This window comes from Halomonas sp. H2, from assembly GCF_050215315.1.
Lineage (GTDB): Bacteria > Pseudomonadota > Gammaproteobacteria > Pseudomonadales > Halomonadaceae > Vreelandella.
Genome location: NZ_CP189760.1, coordinates 3,852,001 through 3,877,391 on the forward strand (window position 1 = coordinate 3,852,001; position 25,391 = coordinate 3,877,391).

The 25,391-nt window shown below is 54.1% G+C and carries 23 protein-coding genes; 8 read left to right on the forward strand and 15 right to left on the reverse strand.

Features of this window, described 5'->3' with window-relative positions; translation table 11 throughout:
- From ACQE2I_RS17910 to ACQE2I_RS17935, 6 genes are all read left to right on the forward strand, one after another.
- Positions 1–507 carry a DUF3304 domain-containing protein gene (locus ACQE2I_RS17910; RefSeq protein ID WP_427029348.1) on the forward strand — a complete coding sequence of 169 codons (507 nt, stop codon included), beginning with the start codon at positions 1–3 and terminating at the stop codon, positions 505–507.
- Between the two features lie 3 nt (positions 508–510).
- Positions 511–1,017 (forward strand): DUF3304 domain-containing protein, encoded by a 507-nt coding sequence (locus ACQE2I_RS17915; protein WP_427029349.1) that lies wholly within the window; start codon positions 511–513, stop codon positions 1,015–1,017.
- 3 nt (positions 1,018–1,020) lie between these two features.
- Positions 1,021–1,527 carry a DUF3304 domain-containing protein gene (locus ACQE2I_RS17920; RefSeq protein ID WP_427029351.1) on the forward strand — a complete coding sequence of 169 codons (507 nt, stop codon included), beginning with the start codon at positions 1,021–1,023 and terminating at the stop codon, positions 1,525–1,527.
- 3 nt (positions 1,528–1,530) lie between these two features.
- On the forward strand, positions 1,531–2,043 hold the full coding sequence (locus tag ACQE2I_RS17925; RefSeq protein ID WP_427029352.1) for a DUF3304 domain-containing protein: 513 nt from the start codon (positions 1,531–1,533) through the stop codon (positions 2,041–2,043).
- Positions 2,040–3,929, forward strand: a complete 1,890-nt coding sequence (locus ACQE2I_RS17930) for a DUF2235 domain-containing protein (RefSeq protein ID WP_427029354.1) — start codon at positions 2,040–2,042, stop codon at positions 3,927–3,929. The genes ACQE2I_RS17925 and ACQE2I_RS17930 overlap by 4 nt, the downstream gene beginning before the upstream one ends.
- A 95-nt stretch (positions 3,930–4,024) precedes the next feature.
- Positions 4,025–4,402, forward strand: a complete 378-nt coding sequence (locus ACQE2I_RS17935) for a hypothetical protein (RefSeq protein WP_427029356.1) — start codon at positions 4,025–4,027, stop codon at positions 4,400–4,402.
- A 46-nt stretch (positions 4,403–4,448) separates the two neighbouring features.
- On the opposite strand, the gene recG is transcribed toward ACQE2I_RS17935, so the two are convergent.
- Together recG and ACQE2I_RS17945 are read right to left on the reverse strand one after the other, a co-directional pair.
- Entirely contained in the window at positions 4,449–6,527 is a 2,079-nt protein-coding gene (recG, locus tag ACQE2I_RS17940; protein ID WP_427031500.1) for an ATP-dependent DNA helicase RecG, read from the reverse strand.
- A complete protein-coding gene (locus ACQE2I_RS17945) occupies positions 6,524–7,468 on the reverse strand; it encodes a hydrogen peroxide-inducible genes activator (protein ID WP_427029358.1) in 945 nt (314 codons plus the stop codon). The genes recG and ACQE2I_RS17945 overlap by 4 nt, the downstream gene beginning before the upstream one ends.
- A gap of 216 nt (positions 7,469–7,684) precedes the next feature.
- On the opposite strand from ACQE2I_RS17945, the gene ACQE2I_RS17950 reads away from it, so the two are divergent.
- Positions 7,685–8,566 carry an SDR family oxidoreductase gene (locus ACQE2I_RS17950; RefSeq protein WP_427029359.1) on the forward strand — a complete coding sequence of 294 codons (882 nt, stop codon included), beginning with the start codon at positions 7,685–7,687 and terminating at the stop codon, positions 8,564–8,566.
- An 8-nt stretch (positions 8,567–8,574) separates the two neighbouring features.
- Here ACQE2I_RS17950 and ACQE2I_RS17955 read toward each other — a convergent pair whose 3' ends face one another.
- From ACQE2I_RS17955 to ACQE2I_RS17980, 6 genes are all read right to left on the reverse strand, one after another.
- Complete coding sequence (locus ACQE2I_RS17955) at positions 8,575–8,964, reverse strand: RidA family protein (protein ID WP_427029360.1); 390 nt, start codon at positions 8,962–8,964, stop codon at positions 8,575–8,577.
- A gap of 98 nt (positions 8,965–9,062) precedes the next feature.
- The gene (locus ACQE2I_RS17960) at positions 9,063–11,207 is read right to left on the reverse strand and encodes a RelA/SpoT family protein (RefSeq protein ID WP_427029361.1); all 2,145 of its coding nucleotides are present in this window, start codon (positions 11,205–11,207) and stop codon (positions 9,063–9,065) included.
- 32 nt (positions 11,208–11,239) lie between these two features.
- Entirely contained in the window at positions 11,240–11,494 is a 255-nt protein-coding gene (rpoZ, locus tag ACQE2I_RS17965; protein WP_427029363.1) for a DNA-directed RNA polymerase subunit omega, read from the reverse strand.
- Between the two features lie 117 nt (positions 11,495–11,611).
- The gene (gmk, locus tag ACQE2I_RS17970; RefSeq protein WP_427029364.1) at positions 11,612–12,244 is read right to left on the reverse strand and encodes a guanylate kinase; all 633 of its coding nucleotides are present in this window, start codon (positions 12,242–12,244) and stop codon (positions 11,612–11,614) included.
- A gap of 340 nt (positions 12,245–12,584) precedes the next feature.
- Complete coding sequence (locus tag ACQE2I_RS17975; protein ID WP_427029366.1) at positions 12,585–12,836, reverse strand: hypothetical protein; 252 nt, start codon at positions 12,834–12,836, stop codon at positions 12,585–12,587.
- A 113-nt stretch (positions 12,837–12,949) separates the two neighbouring features.
- Positions 12,950–14,161: an MFS transporter gene (locus ACQE2I_RS17980; RefSeq protein WP_427029368.1), complete on the reverse strand. Its 1,212-nt coding sequence runs from the start codon at positions 14,159–14,161 to the stop codon at positions 12,950–12,952.
- Positions 14,162–14,358: 197 nt separating this feature from the next.
- Here ACQE2I_RS17980 and ACQE2I_RS17985 point away from each other — a divergent pair, with 197 nt between their 5' ends.
- Entirely contained in the window at positions 14,359–14,970 is a 612-nt protein-coding gene (locus ACQE2I_RS17985; RefSeq protein ID WP_427029369.1) for a DNA-3-methyladenine glycosylase family protein, read from the forward strand.
- A gap of 3 nt (positions 14,971–14,973) precedes the next feature.
- Here the strand turns inward: ACQE2I_RS17985 and ACQE2I_RS17990 are convergent, their stop codons facing one another.
- From ACQE2I_RS17990 to ACQE2I_RS18020, 7 genes are all read right to left on the reverse strand, one after another.
- Positions 14,974–15,849: a pirin family protein gene (locus tag ACQE2I_RS17990; RefSeq protein WP_427029370.1), complete on the reverse strand. Its 876-nt coding sequence runs from the start codon at positions 15,847–15,849 to the stop codon at positions 14,974–14,976.
- Positions 15,850–16,095: 246 nt separating this feature from the next.
- Positions 16,096–17,136, reverse strand: coding sequence for a zinc-dependent alcohol dehydrogenase family protein (locus tag ACQE2I_RS17995; RefSeq protein WP_427029371.1), 1,041 nt, complete (start codon positions 17,134–17,136; stop codon positions 16,096–16,098).
- A 61-nt stretch (positions 17,137–17,197) separates the two neighbouring features.
- Positions 17,198–17,650: a histidine phosphatase family protein gene (locus ACQE2I_RS18000; protein ID WP_427029372.1), complete on the reverse strand. Its 453-nt coding sequence runs from the start codon at positions 17,648–17,650 to the stop codon at positions 17,198–17,200.
- A 217-nt stretch (positions 17,651–17,867) separates the two neighbouring features.
- Positions 17,868–21,224, reverse strand: coding sequence for a DEAD/DEAH box helicase family protein (locus ACQE2I_RS18005; protein WP_427029374.1), 3,357 nt, complete (start codon positions 21,222–21,224; stop codon positions 17,868–17,870).
- On the reverse strand, positions 21,224–21,418 hold the full coding sequence (locus tag ACQE2I_RS18010) for a hypothetical protein (protein ID WP_427029376.1): 195 nt from the start codon (positions 21,416–21,418) through the stop codon (positions 21,224–21,226). The genes ACQE2I_RS18005 and ACQE2I_RS18010 overlap by 1 nt, the downstream gene beginning before the upstream one ends.
- Positions 21,415–22,008, reverse strand: coding sequence for a zeta toxin family protein (locus ACQE2I_RS18015; protein WP_427029378.1), 594 nt, complete (start codon positions 22,006–22,008; stop codon positions 21,415–21,417). The genes ACQE2I_RS18010 and ACQE2I_RS18015 overlap by 4 nt, the downstream gene beginning before the upstream one ends.
- A complete protein-coding gene (locus ACQE2I_RS18020; protein WP_427029379.1) occupies positions 21,995–25,318 on the reverse strand; it encodes a DNA methyltransferase in 3,324 nt (1,107 codons plus the stop codon). Before ACQE2I_RS18020 ends, ACQE2I_RS18015 begins: the two co-directional genes overlap by 14 nt.
- Between the last annotated feature and the right edge of the window lie 73 nt (positions 25,319–25,391).

The window sequence follows — 25,391 nt, forward strand, 5'->3', positions numbered from 1 at the left end:
ATGCTGGTGAGATGGATCTGGAACTGGTTGTTCAATCAAATTTGGGATGGCCTGCCCAAGAAAGCACGCTGGGGCCTGGCGGCGCTGTTAGTGGGCTTTCTGGGCTGGCTGTTCTTTCTGCCTGACCTGCACCCCATGCCCACAGATACTTCAATAGAAGGACGTAGCCACATTGATCGGCCAATTCATCGCTTCTGGGTAAACGGGCGCTGGGGCGGAAATGTGGGCCCCTATGGTGGAGGGGGAGTCGTCTGCTGTCAGCGTATTAGCGGTGATACTGCAGAGATAGAGTGGATTCTAAGTATCACAGGAGAGCAAGAACGCCAGGGCATGGAGGTGGAGGAGCATAGCGTAACGCTACCAATGCCCAAACGTAGCCGGGAAGATCGTTACCTGCATGTGCATTTTCTGCCCAATAACGAAGTCAAGCTGGGCTGGAGCCCGGACTTGGTATCGCCCTATGACCATTTGCCAAAGCGCCTCGATGTGGCCCGCTATCAGGAGTAACCCATGCTGGTGAGATGGATCTGGAACTGGTTGTTTAATCAAATGTGGGACGGCCTGCCCAAGAAAGCACGCTGGGCCCTAGCGGTGCTTTTAGCGGGTTTCCTTATATGGCTGTTCTTTATGCCCAACCTGCATCCCATACCCACAGATACCTCTATCGAAGGTCGTAGTCATATTAATCGCTACATAAATCACTTTTGGGTTAACGGCCAAGGAGGGGGGAATGTTGGCCCCTACGGTGGAGGGGGAGTCGTCTGCTGTCAGTCTATCAGCGGCGATACCGCCGAGGTGGAATGGGTTTATGGGCGAATCGTTGAGGAGTTCGAGCGCGGCGATGAGCCTGAAAGGCACAGTGTCACACTGCCGATGCCCGAACGTAGCCGGGAAGACCGTTACCTGCATGTGCACTTTCTGCCCAATAACGAAGTCAAGCTGGGCTGGAGTGAAGACCTAGTATCGCCCCATGACAATTTGCCAAAGCGCCTCGATGTGGCCCGCTATCAGGAGTAACCCATGCTGGTGAGATGGATCTGGAACTGGTTGTTCAATCAAATATGGGACGGCCTGCCCAAGCAAGCACGCTGGGCCCTAGCGGCGCTTTTAGCGGGTTTCCTTATATGGCTGTTCTTTATGCCCAACCTACATCCCATGCCCACGGATACCTCCATACGTGGGCATAATCATATCGATCGGCCTGTCCATCGTTTCTGGGTTAATGAGCGTGGTGGAGGAAACCTAGGAGCTTATGGCGGCGGGAGCACAATATGCTGCCAGCGAATTAGCGGTGATACCGCCGAGGTGGAGTGGATTCTTAGTATCACGGGGGAGCAGGAGCGACAGGGCATGAAGGTAGAGGAACACAGCGCAACGCTGCCGATGCCCGAACGTAGCCGGGAAGACCGTTACCTGCATGTGCATTTTCTGCCCAATAACGAAGTCAAGCTGGGCTGGAGCCCAAACCTAGTATCGCCCTATGACCATTTGCCAAAGCGCCTCGATGTGGCCCGCTATCAGGAGTAACCCATGCTGGTGAGATGGATCTGGAACTGGTTGTTTAATCAAATGTGGGACGGCCTGCCCAAGAAAGCACGCTGGGGCCTAGCGGTGCTTTTAGCAGGTTTCCTCATATGGCTGTTCTTTATGCCAAACCTGCATCCCATACCTACAGATACTTCTATCGAAGGGCGCAGCCATATTGACCGCCCAATCCACCGCTTTTGGGTTAACGGCCAAGGAGGGGGGAATGTGGGCCCCTACGGTGGGGGGGGAGTCGTCTGCTGTCAGCGTATTAGCGGTGATACTGCAGAGATAGAGTGGATTCTAAGTATCACAGGAGACCAAGAACGCCAGGGCATGGAGGTGGAGGAGCATAGCGTAACGCTACCAATGCCCGAACGTAGCCGGGAAGACCGTTACCTGCATGTGCATTTTCTGCCCAATAACGAAGTCAAGCTCGGCTGGAGTGACGATCTAATATCTCCTTATGCCCATTTGCCAAAGCGCTTGGATCAGCCCGAAGAGGAAGCCCAACCATGACCGAACAGGAGATAGAAGCTAACTGTGAGGCACTGAACGCTATTGCGGATGACGTAAACGCTACAGATGCCCTGACCTGCCATAGCGTCTTGGAAGTGGGTATTTTCTTCGATGGTATCGGACGCAACTTGGATAAAGACTCACTAGAGGGTCGTCTTAGTAATATTGCTCGTATGCATGACGTCTTTCCGGATGAAATGAGTGATCAGTCAGGGCAACATTTTCGTAAACTCTACCTTCCCGGTCTGGGCACGCAACTGGAGACCGAGGCGTCCGAAAATATGGCCGCCGTGGGGCGTATGGCCCCCGGTGAAGCCCACAGCACACTCGAAGGACATATCAGTGGTAGCGCCCGTGAGGCGGTAGGGCGTGGGCTGCTTGAAGATAGCGGGCGAGCCTGGTGGGAGACCTCTCGACGCACCCTGGTGCAGCAGTTCAGTTCGCTCAAGGGGTGGCTAAAAGCACCCCGTGATGCGGTGGTACGCCTGGGGATCGAGTCCTGGTCGCCGCTACGGGACACTCCCTTGATGGCCACATTACTGACCAGCGGGGCGGCCTCACGTCTAACCAAAGCAATGAGTGATTTTGAGCGTTTGGTGGCGCAAGCAAATTCAGGCGATATGCCATTACGCACGATTCGGGTCTCGGTATTCGGCTTCGATTTTGGCGCCGCCCTAGCCAAGGCTTTTATCCGCGAGCTGCTCGATAAAACCTGCGACCGCGAGGGTGACACCTACCGCTACCAGGGTGCGGAAATAGTCGTCGCCTTTGCCGGGCTGTTCGATTGCGTGCATCGCACGCACCCGGATATGGGCCCGCTGGAAGCCCTGACACCGGCCGTCACGGAAATCGATGACGGTGGCCCCCTGCATCCTGCCTGCCGCCGGGCGGTGCATCTGATTGCCGCCCACGAACGACGCATTACCCGCCGCTGCCGCCCCCTTGGCGGGGAGCGCCCCAACTGGCGCGAGGAGTTGCTGCCTGGCATTAGCGAAGATATAGGTGGTGGCCTAAAAGCTGGCGAGCAGAAAACCAGCGCCGAGCTTTCGCGCTATGCATTGCACCGGATGTATCGCATGGCGCATCGAGCGGGTGTGCCGATTCCAAGCTTGGAAACACTGCGTGAACGCGATGTCTTGAACGCCCGACACTTTGAAATAGACGATGTAATAGAGGGCCATACACTCCCTTCACTGGCTCAGGCCTACGCAGAGGCAACCCGGGGGCATCGGACGCCCAGTGGCGAGAACTTCCGCTTTCATAGTGAGCTGTACCTCGCCTGGCTGGCCAAGCGCTACCTGATATACCGGGATACCAAGGCTGCGCTGGAAGCCCGGCTCGACGAGCTGCCCAGCCGAACACCCAGCGGCGTCCTAGGCGTTCCCACGGCCTCGCTGACCCAGCCTGCCGGGTGGGAGGATATCACCGCTAGCGCTCAAGAGATCGAGCAAGCGTTGGGTGAACTGGAAGCACAATGGGGTTGGCTGAAAGAGGTTGATCAGGAGGCACGAATGCTCGTTGGTCAACACCGTACGGCGACCAATGCGGTTGCAAGCCATGCCCAGCGGCACCTGAGGATAGAAGGAGACTGGGCGCAGCAGTGGATGGCCCGAACCAGTGGCGAGTCAGCGCGAAGTAAGATGGAGACAACCTTCGAACAGAGCCCAGGGGCCGCCTATCTGTTCCGCTATGGCATCCATGACCGCCATGATGACGATCAGGCCCAGAGCTTTCAGGCCGGAGGCGCGAACGCCAGCATAGGTAGCCGACACTACCGCTATTTCGCCTGGCGCGGCGTAGATATGCCTAGCGAGGCAACCAACACAGCAGCGGAACAGCCTTCACAGCACTCCAGGGAAAAAATGGAAGGTTGGACTATGCGTTGAGTGCACGCTGACTACTCGAATGCTTCATTAATTGACGGCTACCGCCGCCTGAGCTGGCGCGGATAGAAAAGAAAACGAATTATTAGGAGATATCCATGCGTCATTTTATCGCCATGACATTTGGTGGCCTTTCACCGCGCTATTACCTTCGCCAGCTACTCTTCGGAGCTGGTTTGTCGGCATTACTTCTATTTACTGTGGCACAGGGGGGAGGGCAAATACGAATAGATCAAGTTGTATTGCTGCTCGCCAATGCCATGCTGTATCCCTACTCACGCTTTGTCTATGAAGAGGTGATGGGGTTTCTAATAGGTAATAACGTGTTCTTCGTTAACGCTTTGTTCATGCTGATAGTGAAGTTATTCACCATCACGCTTTGCTGGGGATTTGCCATTTTTATTGCGCCACTAGGGCTTGCTTACCTGTTTTTTTATCATCGCCGTACACAACGTAACGACGGTATCGAGGGCTAGGAGATGGCTCGGTTGGCCTGGAGTGACTCCAGCCTTTGAGCCGACCCTAAACCTGCCCATAACGCCCTGCCGCTTCGCCTAGCCAGCGACGCACCAGGACGGCGGTGACGTCGGAGTTGCCTTGCAGGGTTTGCGCCATGGCACTGACCCGTTCCAGAAGGTCAGCATCGCGCTCCAGGTCGGCGATTTTCATCTGTGCCAGGCCGGTTTGGCGAGTACCGAGCACTTCGCCGGGGCCGCGGATTTCCAGGTCTTTCTCGGCAATACGGAAGCCATCGGTGGTTTCGCGCATCACCGCTAAGCGCTGGCGGGAGCTTTTCGACAGCGGTGGATGGTAGAGCAGTACGCAGAAGCTTTCTGTGCTGCCGCGCCCTACCCGGCCGCGTAGCTGGTGCAGTTGGGAAAGCCCCAGACGCTCCGGGTTTTCGATAATCATCAGGCTAGCGTTGGGTACATCCACCCCAACCTCGATCACCGTGGTGGCCACCAGCAGATCCAGCTCCCCCGCTTTGAAGGCGGTCATCACCTCGGCTTTCTCGCTCGACTTCATGCGCCCGTGAACTAACCCCACCGCCAGCTCGGGCAGCGCTACGGTTAGCTCATCACGAGTAACCTCGGCGGCCTGGCACTGCAGCACCTCGGATTCATCAATCAGTGTGCACACCCAGTACGCCTGACGGCCTTCGCTGCAGGCCAGCCGAATACGCTCAACTACCTCGGGGCGGCGTTCGTCGGGCACTACTACGGTTTTAACCGGCGTGCGGCCGGGGGGCAGCTCGTCGATCACCGAGACATCCAGGTCTGCGTAGGCGCTCATGGCCAGAGTGCGGGGAATCGGCGTGGCGGTCATGATCAACTGGTGTGGGGTGAGCCCGCCCGCTTCGCCCTTCTCGCGTAGCGCCAGGCGCTGATGCACGCCAAAGCGGTGCTGCTCGTCAATGATCGCCAATCCCAGGCACTGGAAGTGCACGTCGTCCTGAAACAGCGCGTGGGTGCCCACCACCATACGCGCGCGCCCATCGGCAATCGCCGCCTTGGCATCCAGCCGCGCCTTGCCTTTAAGCTTGCCCGCCAGCCACGCCACTTCGATGCCCAGTGGCTCAAACCAAGCTTTAAACGAGCGGTAGTGCTGCTCTGCGAGGATTTCTGTCGGCGCCATAATTGCCGCCTGGCAGTTGCCCGCCAAGGCGCTCAGCGCGGCCATGGCGGCGACAACGGTTTTACCTGAGCCGACATCGCCCTGAATCAAGCGCAGCATCGGCGCTGGGCGACTTAAATCATGGCCTATCTCTTCCAACACTCGGCGCTGGGCGCCGGTCAGTGCAAACGGCAGTTGGGCCAAAAAGCGCGCCTGCAGACTGCGCCCGGAGGGTAGCGTCGGCGCGCCGTCCGCCTGAATACGCAGGCGAACTTCACGCAGGCTTAATTGGTGGGCAAGCAGCTCTTCCAGCGCCAGACGCCGAGTGGCCGGGTGCTGGCCGCTGGTCAGCTGCTCTATATTCACATCGGGAGGCGGCTGGTGCAGCAAGTGCAGGCTGGCGTGGAGGCCCGGCAGCTGAAAGCGCGTGAGAAGCGCATCGGGTATTACATCGGGCAAGGCCTCGGGGGCATTGTCCAGTAAACCCAGCGCCTGCTGCGCCAGGGCACGTAGCCGCGGCTGGTTCAAGCCTTCGGTGGTGGGATAAATAGGCGTGAAGTACTCCTCCACCGGGGTTTCACTGCCACCGCTTAATCGATACTCCGGGTGATAGATCTCTAAACCGGTCGCCCCAGCTCGTGCTTCACCGAAGGCGCGCACCGTGGCACCGGGGCGCAGCTGTTGCTGCTGGGCCGGCGAGAAGTGAAAAAACCGCAGGCTCAGAATACCGCTAGCATCACGCAGGCGCACCAGCAGGCTGCGGCGGCGCCCTTTGACCACGTCGCAGGCGGTCACTTCGCCCTCGATCACCGCCTCCTGCCCCGCACGCAGCAGGCCTATTGGCGTCAGCCGCGTTCGATCCTGATAGCGTAGCGGCAGGTGAAACAACAGGTCACTAACACGCTCAATACCCAAGCGGCCAAGCTTTAGCGCCAGTGCTTCGCCGACGCCTTTTAGCGCAGTGATTGGCGCGGAGAGTTCGCTCATGGGGCGCTTTTCGCCGCTTTCTCTGACTGCCGACACTGGGGCTGCCGACACTGACTGATCGCCTGAATCAACGCCTCAATGGCTTTCGGCCGCGGAAAACTCGCCCGCCAGGCAATCGCGACAGTGCGCGATGGTGCTGGATCAACAAAGGGGCGACTGACCAGCATGGCATTTTCATACTGGTCGGTGCCCAACGCGGACTGCGGCAGCACTGTAATTCCCAGCCGGGAAGCGACCATATGGCGAATGGTTTCCAGCGAACCGCCTTCGGCAATCAGCGTGTTGTTGGGGCTGTTGAGCTTTTGCGTAATCGCCGGGCAGGCTTCTAGAATCTGATCGCGGAAGCAGTGGCCTTCACCGAGTAACAGCAGGCGCTCTTCCAGCAAGTCCTCTTTATTGATCGCCTCGCGTTCGACCCAAGAATGATTGGCCGGCATGAGCACTTCAAAAGCTTCATCGTAGATCGCCTTGGTGACCACATCAGTTTCGGTAAACGGCAGCGCTACGATGATCACATCCAGTTCGCCACTTCTTAACTTAGCGCGCAGCGTGCCGGTCATGCCCTCTTCGATATACAGCGGCATTTGCGGGGCGGCCTTGGCCAACGCGGGAACCAGATGGGGAAACAGATACGGCCCAATGGTATAAATCGCGCCAATGCGCAGCGGGTTGGCCAACTGATCTTTACCGGCGCTGGCCAGCTCAAAAATCAGGCTACTCTGCTCCAGCACACGCTGCGCCTGAGCAACGATTTTTTCACCCAGCGGCGTCACCTGTACGGTGGACTTGGAGCGCTCAAACAGCGGCGTCTCAAGCTCCTCCTCCAGCTTTTTCACCGCCACCGAGAGCGTGGGTTGCGAAACGTGGCAGCGTTCTGCCGCGCGGCCAAAGTGACGCTCCTGGGCGAGGGTTACGATGTAGCGAAGTTCTGTTAAAGTCATAGCGGTGCCAGTGGCATCCTCTCGTAGCAGCGTGTGACTAAGATTTATCTGCAAGACTTAGCATAATGACAGTCAGCGGGATGGAAAAGGACAAGCAAGCTCTGCCTACGATCTTCTCATCTGACGTGTTCTAAATCGATAATGTCACTGTTCAATGTAATCGTTGGTAGAGACTTTGTATCTAATAGGGAATATTAATCAAGAGGAGTAAGCACGGTGAAGCTAACCGTACTGATTATCGGCTGTGGCGATATTGGGATCAACCTTGGGCGCGAACTGCTTGAGGAAGGACACCAGGTGATTGGCTTACGTCGCAACGTAGAAGCTTTACAAGGCACCGGGATTAAACCGCTGGCGTTAGACCTGGAGAGCCTTGAAGACGCCGATGCCGCAAGCCTTCCCCAAGCTGACTATGTGGTTTACACCGTCAGCGCTGACCGGTTTGAAGAGAGCGCCTATCAAAGTGCTTATCCCGAAGGACTCAAGCGGGTGCTAAGCGTGATGGAGCAGCACAATACGCCGCCGCGGCGGGTATTTTTTGTCTCCTCGACCAGTGTCCATGGTCAGCAGGAAGGCGAAGTCGTTAACGAGAATACCCCGCCCGATTCAACGAGCTTCTCCGGCACGCTGATGTGCGAAGCCGAACAGGCGCTGATCAATCATGCGCTGCCGGGCACGGTTGTTCGCTTCTCCGGCATTTACGGCCCAGGGCGTGACCGGCTGATTCATCAGGTGGCTGAAGGCCGTGTGGCGGCGATCACCCCGGTGGTTTACTCCAACCGCATTCACCGCGACGACTGCACCGGCATTATTGCCCACCTGATTCGCTATCAGGAATGCGGCGAGGCACTGGCAGATATTTACCTGGGCAGCGACTGTGAGCCGGTAACCATGCATAACGTAATGATGTGGCTGGCCAAGCAGTTGAAAGTAGAAGCGACCGAGACCATGCAGTCGCCTTTACGCCGTCGCACCAGCAAGCGCTGCGATAACCAGCGCCTCTTGAGCACTGGCTATCAGTTCCGCTTCCCCAGCTACCGTGAGGGCTATGCGCAGGTGCTGAAAGAGGGCGGCTTTTTGGCAGTCAATAACGTCTAAGCAGCTGATTAATCACCGATAATCATAACTGCTTCGGCTTCCACCTGGCTACCCTTGGGCAGCGCTTTTACGCCGACAGCGGCACGGGCGGGGAAAGGAGCGGTGAAGAACTCTTCCATGACTTGGTTAACAATCGCAAAGTTATCCAAGTCCACCAGATACAAGTTCAGCTTGACGATATCGCTTAGTGAACCTGCGGCTTCTTCACACACTGCTTGCAAGTTGGTGAAGACTTGGCGTGCCTGGGCTTCAAAATCCTCTGAAACAATCGCCATGGACGCTGGGTCGAGCGGAATCTGGCCGGAAAGATAAACCGTATTTCCCGCTTTAATGGCCTGGGAGTAGGGGCCAATAGCCGCAGGGGCTTTGCTCGTATTGATAACAGCCTTATTGCTCATGCGATGTTTCGCTCCTGTAATGAGTAATACCTAAGTTATTGAATGCTGAAAATAGCATTGAATGCCGAGAGGTTATCAGCATGACGTTTAATAGGGTGTTAATTGGCGAGTCGGGTGATCTTGCCAACATTGGGAAGATTACGGATACGCTTGATAATGCGCGCCAGATGCACGCGGCCTTTCACCGACAGCGTTAGATTGACCGTCGAAAGGCGGGCGTCACGCTCTTCAATACCAATTCCTTCAATATTAGCATCGGCATCGGTAACCAACCCGGCGAGCTCTGCGACTAACCCTCGGCGGCTCTCAATCTCGATGCGCAGCACGACCGGGAAGTCTTCATCAATCGCGTCTGACCACTCAAGGGTAAAAAGCTTATCAGGGTCATTTTTATCGGCAAAATTCTTATCAATGACGTTTTTACACTCGGCGCGGTGAACCACTAAACCTTTGCCAGTGGAAAGATGGCCTACCACCGGGTCACCCGGCAGCGGGTGGCAGCAGCGCGCATAGTTAATCACCATACCTTCACTGCCGCTAATCATCACTGCCTTGCTGCTTTCGACACCCGCAGGATACTTGTAGTTATCGCCGTGGGCGGCATCCACTAAGCGCCGTGCCACTACGTGGGTCATGCGGTTGCCCAAGCCCAGCGACTCCAGTAGCGACTCTTCCGAGGCTACGTCCAGCTCTTTGAAGGCGCGTTTGAGGGCGCTCTCATCCAGCTCTTCCAGGCTCGTATCAAACGGCGCCAATGCCTTATTGAGCAGCCGCCGCCCCAGCATGACCGCTTCGGTCTGCTGCTGATATTTAAGCGCGTGGCGGATCGCTGAGCGCGCCTTGGCGGTGGACACAAAATTAAGCCAAGCCAGATTAGGGCGCACGCCTGGGGCGGTAATAATCTCCAACGTCTGGCCGCTTTCTAAACGCGTCGAGAGCGGTGCCAAATGGCGATCAATACGGCAAGCAATGCAGTTATTGCCGATATCCGTGTGCACGGAATAGGCAAAGTCAATGACGGTAGCGCCCTGGGGTAGCTCCATAATGTCGCCCTTGGGCGTGAACACGTAGATATCATCGGGGAACAGGTCGTTTTTAACGTGCTCGATAAACTCTAACGAATCGCCAGCGTGGCGCTGCATTTCCAGCAGGCCTTTCACCCATGCACGGGCGCGAGCGTGGCTGCCTTCGGCAATCGGATGCGTGGTTTGCCCTGCTTTATAAAGCCAGTGGGCGGCAATACCGTTATTCGCCATGGCCTCCATTTCACGGGTGCGTATCTGCACTTCAATAGGCATCCCGCGGGAACCAAACAGCGAAGTATGCAGACTCTGATAGCCGTTGGCTTTGGGTATCGCAATATAGTCTTTAAAGCGCCCTGGCACTGGCTTATAGAGGTTATGCACCACGCCTAAAATACGGTAACAGCTGGCCACATCTTCGGTAATGATGCGAAACCCAAACACATCCATAATTTCGGCGAAAGGCTTTCGCTGGTCGCGCATCTTTTTATAAATCGACAGTAGGTGCTTTTGCCGACCAATCACCGTGCCGTTAAGCCCATCTTCATCCAGACTTTTTTGCAACGATGACTGAAGTTCGCGCATGGCGCTACGCCGATGGCCGCGCGCTTTGGCCACCGCGCGTTTGATACGCTCCGCGCGCATGGGATGAATCGCTTGGAAGGAGAGGTCTTCAAGCTCAATGCGAATCGTATTAATGCCCAGCCGCCCGGCAATGCGGGCATAAATTTCCAGCGTTTCGCGGGCAATACGGCGCTTTTTATCTGGGCGTAGGGCACCCAGGGTGCGCATATTATGCAGCCGGTCGGCCAGCTTAACGATGATCACGCGAATATCTCGCGACATCGCCAGCACCATCTTCTGGAAATTTTCCGCCTGGGCGACGGCCTTGTCTTCAAAGGTGATCTGGGTAAGTTTGGATACCCCATCCACCAGTTCAGCCACCGGCTTGCCAAACTGGGCTACCAGGGCCTTTTTGGCAACGCCCGTATCTTCAATAACGTCATGCAGCATGGCGGCCATCAGGCTTTGATGATCCATGTGCATATTGGCAAGAATGTTCGCCACCGCTAGCGGATGGGTGACATAAGGCTCGCCAGAGCGCCGCCGTTGGCCGTCGTGGGCTTGCTCAGCGTAATAAAAAGCGCGTTTGACCTGCTGGATCTCATCCGAGGGTAAATAGCCGCCAAGTCGATCGGCCAGGTCATCAATGGTGAACATCTACCGCGCCTCTATCGGTTTCGTTGTAAACGTTAGTCGTCGATATGCGGTGCCATCGCCGGGCGCGGACGCACAGCGGCTTCAACAGGCTCGTCCAGAACCGTGTGATCAACCAGGCCTGCGGCAATTTCACGCAGTGCCATTACCGTGGGCTTGTCATTTTCCCAAGGTAGCAGCGCATCGCGGGAGCCACGCGCCAGCTGGCGAGCACGCTGGGTGGAAATCATTACCAGCTTGAAACGATTTTCAACATTTTCAAGACAATCTTCAACGGTTACGCGAGCCATGGGAGCCTTCCTGTTATGACGGAACCGGGCCGACGCCGTTATAGAGCTATCAACAGCGCCGACCCAGCGGAAAAACGTATTTAAAGCTGTACTTAAAATACAGTAGAACCAGATAGATTACTCGACCGCAGGCGCCTGTGACAAGAGCGCAGCCAGTAGCGGTGCGTGACGTTCGCTCATTACCGGGCGGCTTAAGCGTCGGCTGATGGCCAGTGACTGTAACTCCTGCAGCGCCGTGGTGAAGTCATCGTTAATAACCAGATAATCATATTCCTGGTAATGAGACATCTCACTCACCGCATCGCGCATGCGCCGGGCAATCACTGCATGCTCATCGGTGCCACGACTGGAAAGGCGCCGCTCCAGCTCATTGCGCGACGGCGGCAGAATAAAAATAGACACCGAATCAGGCATTTGCACACGCACCTGCTGAGCGCCCTGCCAGTCGATTTCTAGAATCACGTCCTGCCCTGCGGCCAGCAATACTTCTACCGCCCGGCGCGAGGTACCGTAGTAATTATCAAAGACTCGGGCATACTCAAAAAACTCACCGCGCGCGATCATCGCTTCAAACTCGGCCACATCGGTGAAATGATAATTCACGCCATCCACCTCACCCTCGCGCTTAGCGCGGGTAGTGTGCGACACAGAGACTTGAATCCCATCCAGGCTTTCAATTAGCTCGCGGACCAGGCTAGTTTTGCCAGCACCCGACGGGGCAGAAACGATAAAAAGCGTACCTTGGGGCATGAAGCGCTTTCCCTTCAGTTAGCAAAAATTAGTGGCGAAAATAAGTAGAGCGACTGCAGTAGAGCAGCAAGGTTGCGCAGTATCGCACACCCACCGCTGCGACTGTAGCGTTGGCGTGGGTGATGTATGAGCGGCATGCGTTACAACCCGCCGCCGCTGAGGCGCTGGATGTAGTGGAGTTCCAATTTGAGAACGGCCAGCGTATTACGCTGATCAACCATTGAGATGATGAAGGCGAGGAGGGAAAGTTTTTACGCGCATGCCGATCACTTTCATGTGGGTATGCGCGGGTTTTGGCTATGTTACTAAGGGATTATGTCACTGAGGAATAAAACAGCCCTTAGTCGAGATTGATATCGTCTTCATCAGTAGCGGCGCCCGTGGCCGCGCCAACGCCACCGCCAATCACGGCTCCTTGGGTAACGCTACCACCTGTTACTGCAGCGGCACCGGCACCCACTGCTGCCCCCACCCCCGCGCCACTTGCGGCACGCTCGCCAGTGGAAGTACCGCAGCCAGCTAAACCAATGGTTAACGCCGCCACAGCGGTTAGGGTCATTATACGCGTCATTTTCAATACTTTAGTGTGCATGGTCATCTCCTTATGGGTTGCTCCCCCTACACCCTAGAAAAAATTCCCCCTAATTGCCATATTAATTATCACTGTTCGATAACTATGCAGGGTCGGGCAAAGTCAGGTCGGCGTTAGGCACGCTGGGTAACGGCGCCATAAGTGCGCTTTTCTAGCCAGCGCCCGCCGGCAAAAATTACCAGCCCACAAAGCGCCAAGCCAGCGCCCACTAAGCCGGTGCTTGACCAGCTAAAACCCGCACTGATTGCCAACCCCGCAAGCCATGCACCTAACGCATTTGCGCCGTTAAAGGCCGCGTGGTTGAGCGAGGCCGCCATGGTTTGTGCATCTTCAGCCACATCCATCAAGCGAGTTTGCAACGACGGCGCCAATGCCATGCTGGTGCCTACCAGGCCAACGAACAACAGCCCCGTCCAGACGTTATTCGCGGCAAAGTAAAACAGCCCCTGAATCACGCCACACCAGAGCAGAATGGCTGGAATGGCGCGCATCAGGTTTTTATCCGCCATGCGTCCGCCGATTAGATTACCGGCAATCGAGCCCAGCCCGAAAATGACCAGCACCAGCGGACCCAGCGCTTCGCTCATGCCCGCTTGCTGGGTCAATGTCGGCATCACATAGCTAAAAATAGCGAACATGCCACCACAGCCAATGCAGGCAAGCGCCAGAGTGACCAAGACGCGCTGTTTTAACAGCGCTGAGAGCTCGCGAACGGGGCTCGCGAGCATATCAACCGGCTGCACCGGGACATGCAGCCGAATCAACAGGGCGCTGAGCAGCGCAATGCCCCCAACGCCTACAAAGGCGATTTGCCAGCCAAACAGGTTGCCCGCCCAGGTGCCTAGCGGCGCCCCAATCAATATCGCCACGGTTAACCCCAGCATCACCCGGGAGATAGCCCGCGCCCGTTGATCTACCGGTACCGCCCCCGCCGCTACCAGCGCGGCGATGCCAAAATAGGCCCCATGCGGTAGGCCAGCCAGAAAACGCAGGCCGACGAATGACCAGAACCCCGGTGCCATGGCACTGGCGATATTGCCCACTGCAAACACCAGCATCAGAATGATCAATAACAGCCGCCTTGGTGCTCGCGCGGCTAGCGCCGAAATCAGCGGCGCACCGACCACCACACCCAAGGCGTAGCTACTAATCGCATAACCCACTTGGGGTACCGTGACAGCTAAATCGCCCGCTACGCGGTTCATCAAGCCCATAATGACAAACTCGCTGGTGCCGATCCCAAAGCCGCCCAGCGCCAACACAAATTCGGCCAACCGCGGGTTACGCGCCAGGCCTTGAGACGACGATGCTGTCGAATCCTGCATGCTTATCTCCTTGGGATACCGCCCTGTTGGTATCTCGATTAGCGCTAAATGATCGCAGGATTAGATGAAAGTAGAAACACGCAGCGTTTAAAAAGTTAGCGGGCAAAGAAGATAATTGAGAAGGTAGTCGTGAAGGTTTCACGCTTTTACTCGCGCTTTGCTAGTGTGGAGCTTTTACCTAGACGCGTGAGGCAATAATGACGCCTGAAACAATCGACCAAACCATGCAAGCGCTGGCTAAGGCAGACCCGGATATCGCCCGCGCCTACCCCCTGGTAGGTGCGCCGGGCCCACGCCAACGTGATCAGGGTTTTGCGACGTTTTTCAGTACTATCGTTAGCCAGCAACTTTCCACCGAGGCCGCTCGTGCCATCATGGGCCGCGTTAATACGCTGCTGCCTGAACTGCACGCCAAAGCGGTCATCGACGTAGAGGGCCAAGCGCTGCGCGATGCTGGGCTCTCCTGGCGTAAGATTGAGTACGCTAAGGGCCTCGCAGAAGCGGAACTGGCAGGCACGTTTAGCGCTGATGGGCTTGAAAAGCTAAGCGATGACGAGGCGATTGCCGCCATTACCGAGCTACGCGGCTTTGGCCGCTGGAGTGCAGAGATCTACCTGATGTTCTCGCTGAAACGCCCAGACATTTTCCCCGCCGACGATCTCGCCTTGCGAGTGGCCTTGGGCCGCTTAAAAGGCATGGACGATAAACCCGCGCCTAAACAGGCCCGCCAGTTGGTGGAAGCCTGGGCGCCCTGGCGTAGCGTGGGTTCGCTGTTTTTGTGGCACTACTATCGCGGTGAGCCGCTTTAAATACTAAGCACCCAGCCCGCCGAACTTGCCGTTCTGGTAATCGTCGACCGCCTGAACGATCTCTTCGCGGGTAGTCATCACGAAGGGGCCGTGGGAATACACAGGTTCGTCGATTACTTCCCCATGGCCAAACAGCAGGCGTGCGTCGCTGCTAGCCTCGATTTCGAGGCTCTCGCCATCACGGTCTACTTCGACCAGATGATGAGGCTTGACTGGTTCGCCACCCACCGTGACATCGCCATCCACCACGTAGAGAAACACCTGCCGTCCTGGCGCCACGGGCAACTGTTCGTGGCTACCAGAAGGCAGCCTGAGCGTTGACATAAACACGCCGGTTAGCGTGTCGATGGGGCCAGCATTACCCTGCCACTCGCCTGAGATCAGATTCAGCTCACCGCCACCCGGCAACGCGATAGCGGGAATGGATTCTTGTTGCAGCCCTACGTAGTGTGGCTCGCTCATCTTTAAATGCGCTGGCAGGTTGACCCACAGCTGCAGAATTTCCAACGGGCCGCCGTCGCGCAGAAACTCCTCCGGCGAAATTTCCGCATGCACAATGCCGCTGCCCGCGGTCATCCACTGCACGCCGCCCGCATTGATCACGCTTTGATGCTTGGCGCTATCGGCGTGGGCCAATGAGCCTTCCAGAATAAACGTCACCGTTTCAAAGCCCCGGTGCGGATGCGGGCCGAACGGCAGGCCACGATTATTGGCCGGATACGTCTGCGGTCCGTGATGGTTAAGAAACAGAAACGGATCGAGCTGTTCAAGCTGCGGCCCCGGCAGCGGGCGCCGGGTAACTAAATCGCCGATATCATCGCGCTTGGCTGGATGCTGGGCGATCACGCGGCGTGCTGATTGAATAGTGTCTGATGGCATAACTTACTCCTTATCAATACGCCCAGCGTAAAACCTCAACCCGCAGATGAGGAGCGAATAATTTGCCTCGTTTCGTTGAAGGAAATTGTTACCAAGCGTCTCAAAGAGGCTCTGATTAACGTGATGAGCGCAGACCAGACAAGGCAAAAATCAACGAAAAAGCGGAGTTTACGTGGGTGTAAATGAGCATTTTGAGGTGATTTTTAACGCCGTATGGTCAAGCGCAATAGTTAATCAGCGGTTTCCTCAAAACTCGGTCACCACCGTCACCCCCGCCCCTTCGAACTTATCCATGTTCATCAGCGCATCAATCGACTGCTCAAGATTGATTCGTTTGCCGATTAGTTTTTCAGGCGCCAGCTTTCCCGACTCGATCATCGCCAGCATGGCGTCGTAACGATGCGCCTGCATGCCGTGGCTACCCAGTATTTCAAGCTCATGGGCAATGACCTTACTCATGGGAATGGCAGGCGTGCTGTTCTCGGCCAACATCAATCCGACCTGGACATGCTTACCACGTTTACGCAGATTGCTGATGGAGTTAAAGCAGGTCGTCGGGTGGCCCAGCGCATCCAGCGATACGTGAGCGCCTCCCCGGGTTATCTCCGCCACCGCTTCAACCACATTGGGTACCTTGGCAGCATTCACGGTGGCAGTGGCACCCAGTTGGCGAGCCAGATCAAGCGCCTCTTCCGAAATATCGATGGCCACCACGTTGGCACCGACGGCGTTGGCAATCATTACAGCAGAAAGCCCAACCCCACCGCAGCCGTGGACGGCCACCCACTGGCCTGCCGCTGTTTTGCCCTGATCGACCACTGCCCGAAAAGAGGTAACGAACCGACAACCCAAGCTCGCCGCCGTCGCAAAGTCGAGTGCCTCGGGCAGCGCAACCAAATTGACATCGGCGTAGTGAATACTCACATACTCAGCAAAGGAGCCCCAGTGCGTGAAACCCGGCTGAAACTGGCTATCGCACACCTGGTGGTTGCCAGAGTGGCACTCAGGGCAAGTACCGCAACCGCCAACGAATGGAACCGTAACGCGGTCGCCAATGCGCCACTTTTTTACGTCTTTACCCACAGCTTCGACTACGCCGGAAAGCTCATGCCCCGGCACATGGGGAAGTTGAATATCGGTGTCATGCCCCACCCAACCATGCCAATCGCTGCGGCAAACTCCTGTCGCCATCACTTTCACCACAACGCCATGCGGCTCAGGGGTGGAATCAAGTAATTGCTGGACGCGAGGAGGGGCGGAAAATTGCTCAAAAACAACGGCTTTCATAAAGAATTCCTAATCTATATCGTTTTTTACTTTATAAAGTCTCATGCGGATAAGAAGCAAATTATTGGCCGCTAACGCTTAACCGCCCCACGACCTGCAACGATTCATCCATTGGACGCACCACGATCATCTCACCCGAGCCAACGCCGCCGCCAATCAGTGCGGTGATATTTACCTGGTGGGTAACCAGCAGCAAATCCCCCGGTTCCTGCCATGCAGCGATTTGCTCTTGAGCGGCTTGAGTAATTGACGCCTGATCACCGCGCCCGCGGAAGAACGAACCCAGCCAGGGAGTGGGCTCTACAGGGCTCACGGCCATCAACTCAGCGGTATCCAGCGCTCGGCACCAGCTTGATGAATACACTGCCGCAATGGGAATATCCCGCGCACGAAATGCACGACCAACGGCTTGCACCTGAGTACGACCAGCCGCAGAAAGATTGCGCTGAGTCTCGCAGCGGCCACGTTCAAAGCCCGGCGGGTCACCAATGCCAGGGGCCAGGGAGTGGCGCATGAGAATCACCAACCCACCTTCTTGGAGTGCTTGCCAGGTGGCGTCGTTTGCCTGGGCGCTGAGTAGCAATGTACACAGCACAGCGAGCAGTAGCGTTAAGGTGAGGTGGCGTAGGGTGGCATGGGGTGTCCTTTGCTATCGGCCAGTACAAACACAAGCCAATTTTTTCTTTCGAGACGCAGTGCGTCTCGAATGGCACTGAGCAGGGGCAGCGCAACTAACTGGGGACTGCCGGGGCAGTGATCATTTGCATAAGTCTATCTAAATAGTCCGAATCTGACATGAACAGCACATGCTTGGCACGTAGCTCTTCTGCCGTCATTCCCCAATGACTGTTAACCCACGCGCTTGTTGTACTGGATGGCGCCAAGATAACGCTTTCAAGCTCCACGTGCTCATTCTTCAGCCGCCGTTGGACATCCTTGATGCGTTCAGAGAACTCAATCTTTTCATCTTTGGGCCCAGTATGCCGTACACCGTGAGGGTCAACGAAGACAATACGCTGCCTATCCTGATTAACATGCCAAAGTATGAAATCAGGGTAAAAGCCGCCTGCTTCAAAAAATCCTATACCCTGCTTTACCAAGTTCCTGAGCAGATAAACCTGCTCTCCCCGCTCAGCAATGGCCTGCTGGTTTCTTTCAAGCCATGCTTTGAGGTCTTCCACAAAACGGAATTCACTGTCGTTGAGAGCAACCGGCTCAACGCGGATCCGGCTATCTTTGCCAAGATGTAGCAACGGATTGTAGAGATGCGCGCCAATTTTTACGGCGCTAACACCGTTTGCTTTGGATGAACGATAGGTCGCTTTTTGCTGCTGCTCAATCGCCGCCTTCATTTGCTTGATATCGTCGATCAGCGCCGACTCACTGCCATCCACCACTAACTGATACTCATTAGTGGCCGGCAAATTACCGTTCGCTTCCTCAAGTGCTACCAGCTCCATACGTGGCTCTAGGTAAGCACGGCGGTGAAAGTTGAAGATACGATCTAACAGCAGCGATAGCAGCTCTAACGCCATACTCTGATAACGTTGAAAGTTATCTGCATGGAGTTTCCATTGGTCATCGGGTACTAACAAGCTGTACCAAATCTGGCTTTTCAGTAGCGCTGGCAAACGATGAGCATCGATTAACACATTCGCGTACCCACGATTACGCCGGTAACGCTCCAAGTCACGTGCCAAAGCTGTCATATCCAGGAACAGCAGCCGGTCATCATCGAAATAGCGTGCCTGCTGCTTCGCCAATCCGGGCTTGGCCATAACTTCTTTCACACCCGATGCTTGAATGCTATCTACCTTGGGATAGCGATCTAGCTCGACCCGACGCTCTTTTAGAACGATGTCGGGCGTCAGGCCTAACTCGCTTTGAAAGTCACTACTCATTGCAGGATGGCCAAAACATACCAATGGGCCATCACGATGAAAGCTGTAGGCCTGCCGGGTATCCTGGCGCACTTTAGGCCGCAGCATCTTCAATGACTTGCCCACATCCTCCATGACATTGAGCTTTAGAGTATGCACTTCCGGGTTATCGTTACCCGGCAAACCTTCGTCTTCCAGAAAGTCACGGAAGGTGGCCATAAAGTCGGCGCCAACGCCAAACACATTTAGCGTTTCCAACAAGTAAAGGTATTTGGGAGCAAGAATCGGATCAAGTCGGCTTGAGCGCATCAAGCTCATGTCACGCCCCTTTAGGCGTACCCCACGGCCGAAGAGCTGAATAATCTGCGAGCCCTCCTTTTTACCGGTATTCATCAGCCCCATGCTGGAAACCCGCCAGCAGTTCCACCCCTCCACAAACTTCTTGGAGCCGATCAGTAGATTGACAGGCGAGCTATCACGGGTAACCTCGGCAAAAATAGGGTTAGCCAGTTCAGACTTACGAACCTGCAGGTGCTTAATATCGTGGCTTTCCAGGTGTTCAGCCAAGCCCAAGGCGTCGCCCACATTGATCAGTCCAAAGGGTTTTTCCGCTTCCCCCACCTTCAGCAGCAGCTCGCCGGAGTCGCCGGTAATCCGGTCAACATTGAGCGTGCCGCCACCTGCCGCATGAAACGTGTGGGTAAGAATATCCCTATAGAGAGCGTCAACGGTTAGTTGCTGCTCTTTAAGCCACGGAAAGCTTCCAGAGAAAATTTCATTGCCTTGCTTATCAATCAGGCCCGCACTTGCTGCATCCCCTTGATAAACAGCACTGAGCGCTTGCTTAGCTTGCTCTTTTTCGCCCAAAAACCACGCTAGAAAACCCAACACCTGCGCGATATCGGAAGCACGCTCATTGTAATTTTTGGCGCTCTCTTTACTGCCATCGTCTTTTACCACGCTGGCACCCACGAACACCCAGAGTGGCACGGCGAGGTTCCACTGGCTTAGCTCTCGGTGCTCTTCGCGGAAATATCGCTGCTGCTGGTAAAAAGCCAATAGCGCCGCTGTCAGGTAGGTGTAACGCTGCCGAGTTTCCTTCTCGGGCAAATTGAAGATACGGTAATCCTTGCCGTAGCCATCTTCATAGAAATAGCGGTACCCATAATCGAAAAGAATATTCTTGGCGTAAGACTCCTCAACCCCATTATCCCCAGCGGCTACTACCGCTTCTTTAAAGGTTGCCGAGTATTCAAAGGTGAAGCCACGACCCGCCAGCTTGTTACGATGCGAAAGCCAGCCTTTCTCCTCACTGGCAGAGCCCAAACCACGATGCCCTTCGTCAACCAGCAGCAAATTGGCGTCACCAAAGCTGTCGACGGCCATTTTCTTTTTGCCTTGCTCAATGCCGAGCTTGGTAATTTCGCTAATGGCAACGCGGCTGAGTGATCTTCGCTCACCACTAAACAGATCTCCTCCATCTTGGCTAAGACGTTCTGCCTCTAGGCTAGACTCGCGGCACTCGAGCAAATGCTGATCGCTGAGACGCTCATTGGGCGTGATTAAGATAATCTGGCCGTAGTCGCCAATGCGTTGGTGTTGACGGGCATAGTGGCGAAACTGGCGCACGTTCGTGTGCATCAGCAGCGTTTTACCGGAACCAGTGGCATTTTGTAGGCAAAGCTTATTCAGGTCTTCGTCCTGGTATCGGCCAATGCCTGTCTGGTACCCCTGCCCTTGCCAAAAAGCGTTAAACCTATCCACCTGGGCGTTAAGGCTCTCTTTTAGCGCCTCACGGTCACGAAAATATTCGAATAAGTAAACTTCCACGAATAGCAGCGTCAGCCACTGGAAATACTTCCACTCAACTTCCACCTCACGCTGCTGATTCAAGGCATCCGTGTGCTCGATGATATTGGCATCAAAACGCTTTAAATCTTCTTCGCTATATTGCCAGCTGGACTGATAACCACCCAGCAATGCGTGCAGGTAGTGATGATGTCGATCCGCGGTAAGCCCTGGCTGACTCTCTTTGAGGTTTTTATTCAGCAGTGTGATAGGGCGCACTTGGCTGCCCTTGTCACGGTACTGCTCAAGCGGGTCGATACCAAAGCGCGTCATCACCCACTGGTTGAGCACCAGTTTTTTGAGAAAGTCATTCTTGGCGCTGAGTACTCTGATTTTCGCTTGGCGTGGCTTACCTGCCATTAATGCGACCCCCGATCCTGTCGATTCTGCTCATCACTCTGTTGGGTAGGCGCATCATCACCTATGAGGACTGGCCTATCGTTCTCCCAGACCACAGCATACTGACCAAGGCGGCGTTTACGATCGAGCGTCTCGGCAACAGCCGAACGCAAGCTTTCTAGCATCTCGTGAGTATCGGGGGTCAACTGAGTCATGACTGAGACTCCTTTAGGAGTAAAGTGTAGTAACGCTCATCAAGCACCTGACGCTGCGCGCCCGCTTGCTCAAAAACCGGCGCAGGGGCTCCTCCCGCGTTCATAAAACAGCGTGCACGGGTAACGCTTGGCGCGTAGAGCATCAACAGGTTGTTAAGACTACGGGGAAAGCGACGCTGGATATCTTTCAATGGGATATTGTGCCCGCCGTGAGAGACACGCTCAGCCACACGCAGACGCGACATCTCGGGCGAAGGCAGCGCCAAATAGACGAGTTCGACCCGCCACCCCGATTCCATCAGACGTTTTATCAGGCCGAGATACCCCCGCCCTGAGAGCGTTGTCTCAAAAGCAAAGTCTTCGCCTTCATTAATTGCGTCCTCGATTTCCTTGAGAAAAATACGGCTGGCAGAGAGCAGCTCACGCTCAGGCGCTAAGGGCGACAGCCCGGCAGCAATTAAGTCGGCATTGATAAAACGTGCACATTTAGCCACCTGCGGCAAATAATGCAGGGCAAAGGTGGTCTTGCCAGCCCCATTGGGGCCAGCAACGATCCAACACGTCGGCATGGCAGGTTTAGAAGTCATCATCACACCCTTCCCACATGCGAGCATGGAAGGTTTCTTCCAGGCTATGAACACGATCACGGGCACGGCCCGACAAATTCAGGCCATGGGGGCCATTGATATAGATGGTGTCGAACTCGCTATCCGTGGTACCGATCTTATATTTTTCGAGCAGCGCCTCTAGCACGGCGGCATCTTTCTCAGGGTCATCCGTGAGCTTGCGCCATACCACCAACACTTTAGCTAATTCCTCGTCGCTACCGGGTATGCGGCGCACGTGGCCTTCAATTTGGCGAATCCAGTACGCGCCATCTTCATTTTCCCGCAGGTTGACAGCCTTCAGGCGCGTGTTCTGGTCTTCCGGCAGCTCGGGGTCGGTCTCGCGCTCGAAGCGGGCCACGTAGGTGCGTGGTTTATCCAAATGGGATACGTGCAGGCCAATCAACCAATTAAAAGTCTCAACCAGATCCACAGCGGTTTTACGGCTTTCATCACTGCCGGGCTGTTTCACCTTCAGCATGTAGCTTTCAGGATCACGGAACCACTCGGTATTCAGCAGGCTGGCCGAGCCGCGAGTTTCCACATCCAGTAGGTATTTAAGCGTGTAGTCATGGCGCAGCTCTGGATGCTGCTCCATTAACGCGTCGCGTTTGGGATCTTCGTCTAGATCTAAGTTATTGAGCGTGTCATCGTAGCTTTCGAGGCGCAGGTATTTAAAAGCATGTGAAATCCCTGCCAATTGGCCTTGATCATTCTGTTCCGGCACTTGCTCCTTCCAGCTCTCAGCATAAGTTGCCTTATGAATTCGAGGCTTGATTACTGTGTCAAAATGCGACCCCATTTCTACTAAACAATAATTAGCACTTTCACCTCTATTCCTCTTTTCCTCAATGAGTCCATGAGCAGTAGAGCCAGAACCAGCGAAATAATCCAGAACAAATTTCGTGTCTTTAACAATCCTCGTTATGTGTTTCATCAAACCTAGGGGCTTAGGATAATCTGGATATAAGATTCCCATATTTTTAAGAAATGAACTAGTCGACTGTGTTGTTCCAACTTTCTGTATAATTGATGTAATATGACCATGATCTTTACTTCTTATTTTTTTTGATTCAATTGCACCATTTCTTGTTAAATAGAAATCTGTTTTTTGACCTTTATTATCAAATACTGGATTTAAACCAGATGCAATAAAATCTAACAATAATTTTTTCGAGCTCCACCCAGAAACAGCTACAACTTCATGGGTTAATTTCCAATCACTTACATTAATATCAGAGTTATATTTAGGCCAAAAAACTTCTTTTCTATTTAAAAAAAAGCTTTCCTCACTAGACGGAAATCCTACAGGAAGAACAACTTCCCCTGGAGGGTTTTTAGGGCCATTTTTAACTATTGTATTAACGATACTTTCTTTAAAAATTTTGCTATTTTCATCGACCCAGCTTTCAATTGCATTTGGAAATGGCAAAAACTCTTTATTCTTGGCATAAAACAAAATATATTCATGTGCTAGTTTAACTTTAGCTTGGTTATCAAAATTCCCATCCGTCTTCCATACAAATTCACTAACAAAATTGCTTTTCCCGAATATATCCTCAAGCATTATAGAAAAATTCTTAAATTCATTTTCATCGCAGCTTGAGAAAAACCCACCGGACTCTTTCAAAAAATCCTTGTAAATTAAAACTCGGTCATACACCATGGACAGCCAGCTAGAAGACTGGTAACCATCCTTGTAAATAAAGTCATCTTTACCTGTATTGTAAGGTGGATCTATATAAATGGTATCGACTTTATTCAGGAAACTACTTTTCATAAGTCGAGAGGCATGAAAGGCATCTGCATTAACTAAGACGCCGTCTAAAAAATCATTTTCCTCATGCAATATACTAACAATTTTTTCTTTAAGGTTCTTCGGCAGAAAAGCCGTATCAGTCATTAAAAAACGGTACCTTTCACATTTCAAAACCTCGTTAACACCTTCACTTCTCAACTCACAATCAAGCTCATTTAAATCTAAAGAATACAGAATTTCCCATTGATTACGCTGCTGAACTTGCTGAAAAATATCAGACAAGATATCTTCATGATTACATAATTTATCCAACGTAACGCAATAGTTGGTTTCTTTCACAAACTTCTTCTTTAACCAAAGCTTTTTCTGAAAACTCTCTAACTGTGCCAGAAAAGTAATAATTTTCTTAGCCAATTTACGCAGTACTTTGATCTTTTTAAGCTGTTGTTCAACGATTAATACATCCACATCGTCGATATCATCAAGCCGCAGAATTTCATTTTTAATATAGAAATCCAGCTCGCGGGAGAGGAAGCCTCCCAGGTCTTTGTGGATAAAGTAATCCATGGTGTTACGGGCCGTGTACTGCTGTAAGTACTTGCCCAGCAGCGTGCGTTCTTTTTGCTTGTCAGTGGGCGCACGGGTGGCCAAGTTTTCACGGTAGGCGACGACACCATCAGTAGCACGCAGCGCCTCCATAATGAGCTCTTCCGCTTCCACCAGCCGCTTCTTCTGCCAGGTGCCACTCTGCCCGAACTTTTCGGGATCAGGGCGGTATTCAAACTGCAGCACCAGGTCGGCGCCATCCAAGCGAATGGGTTCATCGTGATGGATGATAAAGAAGCGTTCGGTGCTCTCTTTCACATCGTTGTGTTCACCTTCGGTAGCATCCACCACGCGGCAGTGTACTTTGAGGGCAGCGTCTGTCGAATCGAACGCTAACCCTGTTTGGGCCGCAGAGCCCTGCAGCGTCTTTAACGCCTCATTCAGGTTGAAGGTAAAATTGGCTAAGGTTTCAGAGGATTTTACGTAGTACTGATCTTTATTGGCCCAGTGGAGGTAAACCTCACGGCCATCGTAGGGCACTGCGTAGGGAGCCGCACGGCTGTCATTCTCCGCCACGTGATGGCGGCGGCTCATAAAGTCGCCTTTATCGTAGTAACGTGAAAAGAAGCGGTAGAGGTGGTCGTAGATATCTACCGAAGCACTCTGCTCCTGTTTAGCCACATGATAAGCCGCCCTGGCCTGTTTCACAGCAGGGGCACTATCCGGATCTGGAGCACCTAGTTCTTCGGCTTGTTTACGCTTCTCATCAATGTCATGACGCATCGCTGATAGTTGCTGATCGCCCTGCTCGGCGAAGGCATCTTCAATCGCCTGGGCTAAGTCTTCACGGATAAAGCGGGAGAGTTGGTCGCTTTTGGCATGCATGATGCGGTACAGCCCGAAATCCAACTCTGGCTTATCAAGCTGGAACAGCTCATGCAGCAGCTTGATAAAGCGTTCCTTGTGACCGTCTGCAGTCGTAGCAACCATTGATTCGTATCCATCAGATCGTGCAACTGACGAGAAAAGCCCGCCAGTTAGAATAATTGAAAAAGCTCAGGCA